A 6,849-nucleotide genomic window follows, 5' to 3' on the forward strand; every position below is an offset into this window, starting at 1 on the left:
TTACTGGGTGGTGCTTGCGGTGACGGTCCTCTTTTTTCTCGGCCTGAGGCAGGTGATCAACTCCAGCTTTGGCGCGGTGCTGGCAGGCATAAGACAGAACGAGCGGCGGATGGCGGCGCTTGGCATTCCGGTGTTCCGCTACAAGCTTTACGCGTTTGTTCTGTCGGGCATGGGCGCGGGACTCGCCGGAGCGCTGATGGCCAATGCCATGCGCTTTGCCAGCCCCGACATGATGCACTGGATGAAATCGGGCGAGTTGATGGTGATGGTCATTCTGGGTGGTGTCGGCACGCTGCTTGGCCCGTTCTTCGGCGCAGCTACTCTGCTGGTTCTCGAAAGCACGCTGTCATCATGGACAGAGCACTGGCAACTCGGGCTGGGGGCGATCCTTCTGCTTGTGGTGCTGGGCTCCAAAGGCGGGTTGATGGCGTTGCTTGGCAAAATAGGGGGCCGGCAATGACCGCAGTTCTGGAGATAGAAGCGTTACGCAAGCGCTTTGGCGGCTTGGCCGCGACCGATGGCGTCAGTCTCGAGGTGCACGCTGGTGAGATTCACGCACTGATCGGGCCGAATGGCGCGGGCAAATCGACTCTGATCAACCTGATTTGTGGCGAGATGACCCCGGATGAAGGCAAGATCAGGCTGATGGGGCGGAATCTGGCCCAGGCTTCGGTGCACGAGCGCGTGGAGATGGGGCTGGGCCGCACGTTTCAAATCACCTCGCTTCTGGAAGACATGACGGTTTTGCAGAATGTCGGCATGGCGCTGCAAGCCCGCGCCGGCGGCAATTTCCGCATCTGGGACCGGGTGGTCAAGCGGCGCAGGATCTGGGATGCGGCGGAGCGGATCATCGCAGATTGCCAGTTGGAAGAGCGCGAGACCGCCCTGGTGGCGGACCTGTCCCACGGAGAAAAGAAGCAGCTCGAACTGATGATGGCGATGGCGCTTCAACCCAGGATCATGCTGCTGGATGAACCGATGGCAGGCCTTGGCCACGTGGAAAGCCTGAAGATGATTGAGCAATTGCGCGCCCTGCGTGCGCAGACCGCGATCCTGCTGGTTGAGCATGACATGGAGGCGGTCTTTGCGCTGGCCGACCGCATTTCCGTGCTGGTTTACGGACGCATTGTTGCCCAGGGCAGTGTTGAAGACATCCGCAACGACCCCGCCGTGCGCGAGGCCTATCTGGGCGCGGAGGATGAGTTGTGCTGAGCCTTAGCAACATTTCAGCCTCCTATGGCGCAAGCCGGGTCCTGTTCGATATCTCGCTTGAATTGCGCGAAGGCGAAGTCGTCACCCTGATGGGACGCAACGGCATGGGCAAGACCACGACGATCCGCTGTATCATGGGGCTGCTTGCGCCAACCGGCGGCGAGATCCGCTTTCAGAACCAGCAGATTTCCGGCTGGGTTCCGGAAAAGATCGCCCGTTTGGGGGCGGGGCTGGTGCCCGAGGGACGCCAGATTTTCGCCACTCTGACAGTACGGGAAAACCTGGTGGCCACCGCCGCAAACCGCAGCCAGCGCGCCAACCCCTGGACACTGGAGCGGATTTACCAGCTGTTTCCCCGCCTCAAAGAGCGCCATGCCCAGTCTGCCGGGACGCTGTCGGGCGGCGAGCAGCAGATGTTGGCCGTCGGGCGCGCGCTGATGACCAATCCGAGCCTGTTGATTCTGGACGAGGCAACCGAGGGCCTTGCCCCGGTGATCCGCACTGAAATCTGGCACGTGATTGAAAAGTTGAAGGCAGAAGGGCAGTCCATCCTGCTGATCGACAAGAACCTTGCCGTGCTGAAGCGCCTGGCCGACCGCCACTACATTATCGAGCGCGGTCGTACGGTCTGGAGTGGCGGCGCGGCTGAGCTGGAGCGCGACGCACCACAGGTGCAGGCTTATGTCGGAGTCTGATGTGCGTCTGGTTCTGATCGGCTGGGGCGCCATTGGCCGCCGTGTCGCGACATTGCTGGCCGAGCGGGACGCAGCCGTAAAAATCGTGGCCGTCGGCTTGCGCGATGCCAGCCACACGCGCGATTTGCCGCCCGGCGCAGAGGTCTTGACCGATCCCGCTGAATTGGCGGGGGTTCCCGCGGATCTGGTGGTTGAGGCGGCAGGGCGCGGCTCGGTTGCCGGCTGGGGGCGCGCCGCACTGGCCGCGGGCCGCGATTTCGCGGTTTCTTCCACCTCGGCCCTTGTCGATGAGTTGCTTTTTGCCGAATTGCTGGCGCTTGCCAAAGCCAGGCGCGCGCACCTGATTATCCCGCCCGGCGCTTTGGGCGGCATTGATGCGCTCTCGGCTGCATCGCGTCTGCCGTTGCGCGCGGTGCGGCATGAAATCATCAAGCCTCCTGCCGCCTGGGCAGGCACGGGGGCGGTATCGTTGTGCGATCTGGCCAAGCTTACCTCCCCTCATACCTTCTTTGAAGGCACCGCTCGCGCGGCGGCGGATGCATTTCCGCAAAACGCAAACGTCGCGGTGATTTCGGCGCTCGCGGGGATCGGGCTGGATCATACGACAATTTCTTTGGTTGCCGATCCGGCCGCAACAGTAAACAGCCATTCGGTCACCGCGGAGGGCGACTTTGGCCGGATGGTGATCCGCCTGGACAATCGGCCCCTGGCAACAAATCCGAAGTCTTCGGAAATGACAGCGCTTTCCCTGGTGCGCCTGATCGAGACACGCGCAGGAGGGCTGGTCATATGAGCATCGCCGCTGAAGCCAATTGGCCGCGGGCACAACTGGACGCCGATTATACCGCGCGCGACAGTTGTTCACTGGAAGATTTCGAACGCACGATCGCGGCCTATCTGACACGTTCGCAGGCCGCACTCGATCTGCCCAATTCGCGGACAGATCTTGTGTTTGACGCCGCGGCAGGGTTGGGGCTGGACCTGTTCGGGACCATGCCGGGCGAGCTGCGGCCCCTGGTGATTTTCATTCATGGTGGCTATTGGCGCGGACTTTCGAAGCAGCATTCAGCCTTTCTGGCGCCCATGCTGGCGGCACAGGGCATTGCCTGCGCGGTCCCGGATTACCGGTTGGCCCCCACGGTGCGAATGACCGATATTGTCGCCGACACACGTAACGCGTTCGCCTATATGTGGCACGAGGCGGAAGCACTTGGCATCGACCGGCACCGCATTGTGGTGACCGGCTCTTCCGCAGGCGGGCATCTTGCGGCGACTTTGCTGCAAGGCGGCTGGCAGGCGTCGCTTGGCCTGCCAGAGCAGCCGATCGCTGCCGCCATGCCGGTCAGCGGCCTGTTCGACCTGGCGCCGATTGCGGCAAGCCATGTGCAGGACTGGATGCAGTTCTCTCCCGCCGAGATCGAGGCTTTCAGTCCGCTGCGCCACCTGCCCGTTGGTACGCCGCGTCTGACGATCGTGGCTGCGGAACACGAGGCGCCGGGTTTTCACCGCCAGAGCCAAGCCTATGCAAAGGCGGTTGGCGCCCCCTGCATGATCGGCGCGCGGCGGCATCATTTTGATGTGATCTTCGATCTGGCCGACGCAGACCATCCGCTGGGCCGAGAATTGCTACGGCTTGTGAGCGGTTGACGTGGTTGCACTGTCTCGCAAGCTCACCCTTTGATTCTCTTTCCTGCAGTTCCGTCTTTCGTAAAACCGCGACTTTTCGGGCTCCCTGTCGCCGGTGCCTGTTCCGCACAGGACCGAGATGACAGGTATTGCAAAGATACGACACCTGTTCGATGATTGCGGTTCGTTTATGGTCGGCGGGGTTCACAGCGCAGATGAGCGGTTCTCAAGACCAGTCTCACCACGTTGTTCGCAAGCAGACTTCCAGCGATGGAAGCTGGCTCAGCCTATCTTTAAATGGCGATAGGTCTTCACCCAAGCGCGGGCATTGGGGTGTCGTTGTCGATGCCTATGTTCCGGTGATGAATATTGCCAATAACTGCGTCGACCAGTGTCGTCTCGTCGGTGTCGAGCCAAACAATGTACGCCACGTTTTGCAGTCGCATCTCCATCTCGATCACACCGGCGCCATCGGGCATTTCCCTCGGGCGTGGCACATTGTGCGGCGGAGCGAGTATGCCTATGCGTTCAATTCGCAGCAGTTTGCTGCCGACGCCTTGCATGAAGCCGTACCGCCTGGGCGACAGCAGGCGATGGGCCGATTGACTGGCATTTTGTTGGCTGGCGCATCTCCAATCCGTTGCGGATTATGGCGCTCTCTTTCGTGGCCGGTCAGACCAGCCGTCTCGGAATTGGCTGTTCTGGAGTCTGACTTGTCTGGTTTCTGTCCTACAAAATGCAAATGGCGAACCCGCCCAAGCTGGAGATCCGGCCTATGAAGCTCCGAGGAAACTCAATCACGACCGGTCTCCGGTCGAACGCGAACGCTTGCGAACCCTGTTGGTCACCAGTGTGCTAGCGTTGGTTCTGATCGTGCTTGTCGTCTTCAACTTCGGCGGCTAAGCAAACATTTGCCTGAAACAGGGAGAGTCTCGTGACACCATTTGTCTTCAATACATCCAAAAGCATTCAGTTCGGTGCCGGACAATTGGGCAAGCTCGGCGCGCTTGCCCGGGGCCAGATTGGGACCCGGGTGATGCTGATCACCGATCCGGGCATGATCCGCACTGGCATTGTCGAACGGGCGCTTTCAGTGCTCGAAGTGGCCGGCGTTGCCGTTGAGATGTTTTCGGATGTTCAGGCGGATCCGCCCGAGGAGGTCATCCTCGCGGCAGTCGATCAAGCCAAGGCCGCCTCGGTCGAGGGCATCATCGGCCTGGGTGGGGGCTCGTCGCTGGATGTTGCCAAACTGGTTTCAGTGCTCGTGCTTGGTCAGGAAACTCTCAAGACCATGTATGGCGTCGGCAATGCCAAGGGACCACGATTGCCGCTGATCCTGGTGCCGACAACCGCCGGCACTGGATCTGAAGTTACGCCGATTTCCATCGTCACCACCGGCACCAATGAAAAAATGGGCGTTGTCTCGCCGGTCATCCTGCCCGATGTAGCACTGCTCGACCCGGAACTGACGCTGGGTCTGCCGCCGCACATCACAGCGGCAACCGGCATTGACGCCATGGTGCATGCCATTGAGGCCTATGCCTCTGCCAGCGCCAACAACAACCCTTTGTCGCGGATGTTGGCGACTGAGGCGCTGACACTGATGGGCCGCTCTGTGCTCAAGGCTGTCCATGAAGGCAGTGACATTGCCGCACGGTCTGACATGCTGCTTGGCTCGATGCTGGCCGGACAGGCGTTCGCCAACTCGCCGGTGGCTGCCGTGCATGCACTTGCATACCCCCTGGGTGGTCATTTCCATATCCCTCACGGCCTGTCCAACGCGCTGGTGCTGCCACATGTGCTGCGCTTCAATGCGGTGACAGCGCCGCAGGCCTACGCGGAATTGGCGCCCTTTGTCTTTCCGGATCTGGCGAAGCTCGAAGGTCAGGCGCGGGCGGCGGCGTTCTGCGACAGGCTCGCCGAACTTTCGGCAGCCTGCGGCCTGCAGCAGACCTTGCGGGCGATGAACATTCCGGAGGATTTCCTGCCCCGGCTGGCATCGGACGCGATGAACCAGACCCGGCTGTTGGTCAACAACCCGCGCGAACTCACCGAAGCCGACGCGCTCGCGATCTACCGCGCCGCCTACTGAAGAATTCAAGCCCGGGCTTTCGAGCTCAACACACCATAAGGGCTTATCATGAGGGGGCAATTGTCGGATCCGAGCCTGTTGGAACACCGTGCCTTCCGGGCCGGATTTGAAACCGGAGAGCGGACCTTTCCGGTTTCAATTCCGGCCACGGGCGAAAAATTCATCCAGGTCGCTGACCTCGGCGCCAAAGATGTCCGCGTGGCCATAGACGCGGCCTATGGTGCGCAGAGGGAATGGGCCACGTGGACCTGCGCAATCGGCTCAAATGGCAGGTACGGATGCGCGAGAACACCGAGAATCTGGCCAGGATCCTGACCGCTGAAGTGGGCAAGCCGCTGGCCGAGGCGCGCGGCGAAACCGCCTATGGCGCCAGCTTCATCCAATGGTTCGCCGAAGAAGGCCGTCGCATTTGCGGCGATGTCATCCCCGGTCACCAGAACGACAAGCGGATCATCGTGCTTGGCCTATCCTCTGCAACCCCGTCCAGCGCCAGGCAGGCAAAGCGCTGATCCGAATCATTTGGGGGGCCAAAACTGGACGCAGATAAGGGGTCAACTTTGTGTGCCGATTGGCACCCGAATCTCAAAAGCTGCGATACGTTGCTAGAGAACGCTCAGCTCGTGACTTATTTCAACGTCAATCTATCTGCGCTCAAAGGTCAGATTTTGCAGGGGCGAGTTCCCGGCCTTCTAGACGTAATGGTGTTCAAGATGCTCAACACGGGACGCTATGTGGTGTTCACCAATGTTGTCGGCTAAAGGACATTTTACTCGCGCAGAAATCCATTGAAACGTTGAGAAAATCTGATTTTGCGAAGCGCAATCTATTCCAAGCCCAAAGCGAGCGGCCACTGTGACGCCCAGTTAATTTCGAAACTTCCGCAAGTCCCACAACGGCGCTCTTACGAGCTGACGAATAAAAACCCATCCGTGTCATGACAAATCGGTGTCAGGTTTTGCTGTGCACATGATGGCTTCCATGCTTCGAAAATTGGGAAGGAGGAAGGAGTTACGAACGAATGTAAGAGGCGCATTTTTCTGCCTATTCGCTGTTTTATCCACGCACACCCCCGGTCGACGTTGCCCCCTTGAGTTCGAAATTCTCCCCTTCGAGTAACTTCTTGATCTTGATCCAGGCTTTTGATGCCATGCCGGGCGGCGGCGTGGCTTGGGGAGCGTCCGGGACCTGAAAAGATGTCTTCTCTGTAATCTTGAGTAGCCCGCC

9 protein-coding genes are annotated in these 6,849 nt (G+C 60.2%); all 9 read left to right on the forward strand.

All coding sequences use genetic code 11. The features are described from left to right. Positions 1 to 460: branched-chain amino acid ABC transporter permease (locus tag ABJN75_RS23885; RefSeq protein ID WP_348442184.1), on the forward strand; the 460-nt coding region annotated here is incomplete at its 5' end. Then, positions 457 to 1,212, forward strand: coding sequence for an ABC transporter ATP-binding protein (locus ABJN75_RS23890; protein WP_348442185.1), 756 nt, complete (start codon positions 457 to 459; stop codon positions 1,210 to 1,212). The genes ABJN75_RS23885 and ABJN75_RS23890, both read left to right, overlap by 4 nt. Beyond that, positions 1,206 to 1,907, forward strand: coding sequence for an ABC transporter ATP-binding protein (locus tag ABJN75_RS23895; RefSeq protein WP_348442186.1), 702 nt, complete (start codon positions 1,206 to 1,208; stop codon positions 1,905 to 1,907). Before ABJN75_RS23890 ends, ABJN75_RS23895 begins: the two co-directional genes overlap by 7 nt. Then, positions 1,894 to 2,700 (forward strand): aspartate dehydrogenase, encoded by an 807-nt coding sequence (locus ABJN75_RS23900; RefSeq protein ID WP_348442187.1) that lies wholly within the window; start codon positions 1,894 to 1,896, stop codon positions 2,698 to 2,700. Before ABJN75_RS23895 ends, ABJN75_RS23900 begins: the two co-directional genes overlap by 14 nt. After that, on the forward strand, positions 2,697 to 3,554 hold the full coding sequence (locus ABJN75_RS23905) for an alpha/beta hydrolase (RefSeq protein WP_348442188.1): 858 nt from the start codon (positions 2,697 to 2,699) through the stop codon (positions 3,552 to 3,554). Before ABJN75_RS23900 ends, ABJN75_RS23905 begins: the two co-directional genes overlap by 4 nt. A 341-nt stretch (positions 3,555 to 3,895) precedes the next feature. After that, entirely contained in the window at positions 3,896 to 4,312 is a 417-nt protein-coding gene (locus tag ABJN75_RS23910; protein WP_348442191.1) for an MBL fold metallo-hydrolase, read from the forward strand. A 155-nt stretch (positions 4,313 to 4,467) separates the two neighbouring features. After that, positions 4,468 to 5,625, forward strand: a complete 1,158-nt coding sequence (locus tag ABJN75_RS23915) for an iron-containing alcohol dehydrogenase (protein ID WP_348442189.1) — start codon at positions 4,468 to 4,470, stop codon at positions 5,623 to 5,625. Positions 5,626 to 5,673: 48 nt separating this feature from the next. Further along, the gene (locus ABJN75_RS23920; RefSeq protein ID WP_348442190.1) at positions 5,674 to 5,940 is read left to right on the forward strand and encodes an aldehyde dehydrogenase family protein; all 267 of its coding nucleotides are present in this window, start codon (positions 5,674 to 5,676) and stop codon (positions 5,938 to 5,940) included. Further along, positions 5,868 to 6,134, forward strand: coding sequence for an aldehyde dehydrogenase family protein (locus tag ABJN75_RS23925; RefSeq protein WP_348442192.1), 267 nt, complete (start codon positions 5,868 to 5,870; stop codon positions 6,132 to 6,134). The genes ABJN75_RS23920 and ABJN75_RS23925 overlap by 73 nt, the downstream gene beginning before the upstream one ends. Positions 6,135 to 6,849 lie beyond the last annotated feature (715 nt).

It is taken from the genome of Hoeflea sp. (assembly GCF_039975035.1).
In the GTDB taxonomy this organism is placed as follows: domain Bacteria; phylum Pseudomonadota; class Alphaproteobacteria; order Rhizobiales; family Rhizobiaceae; genus Hoeflea.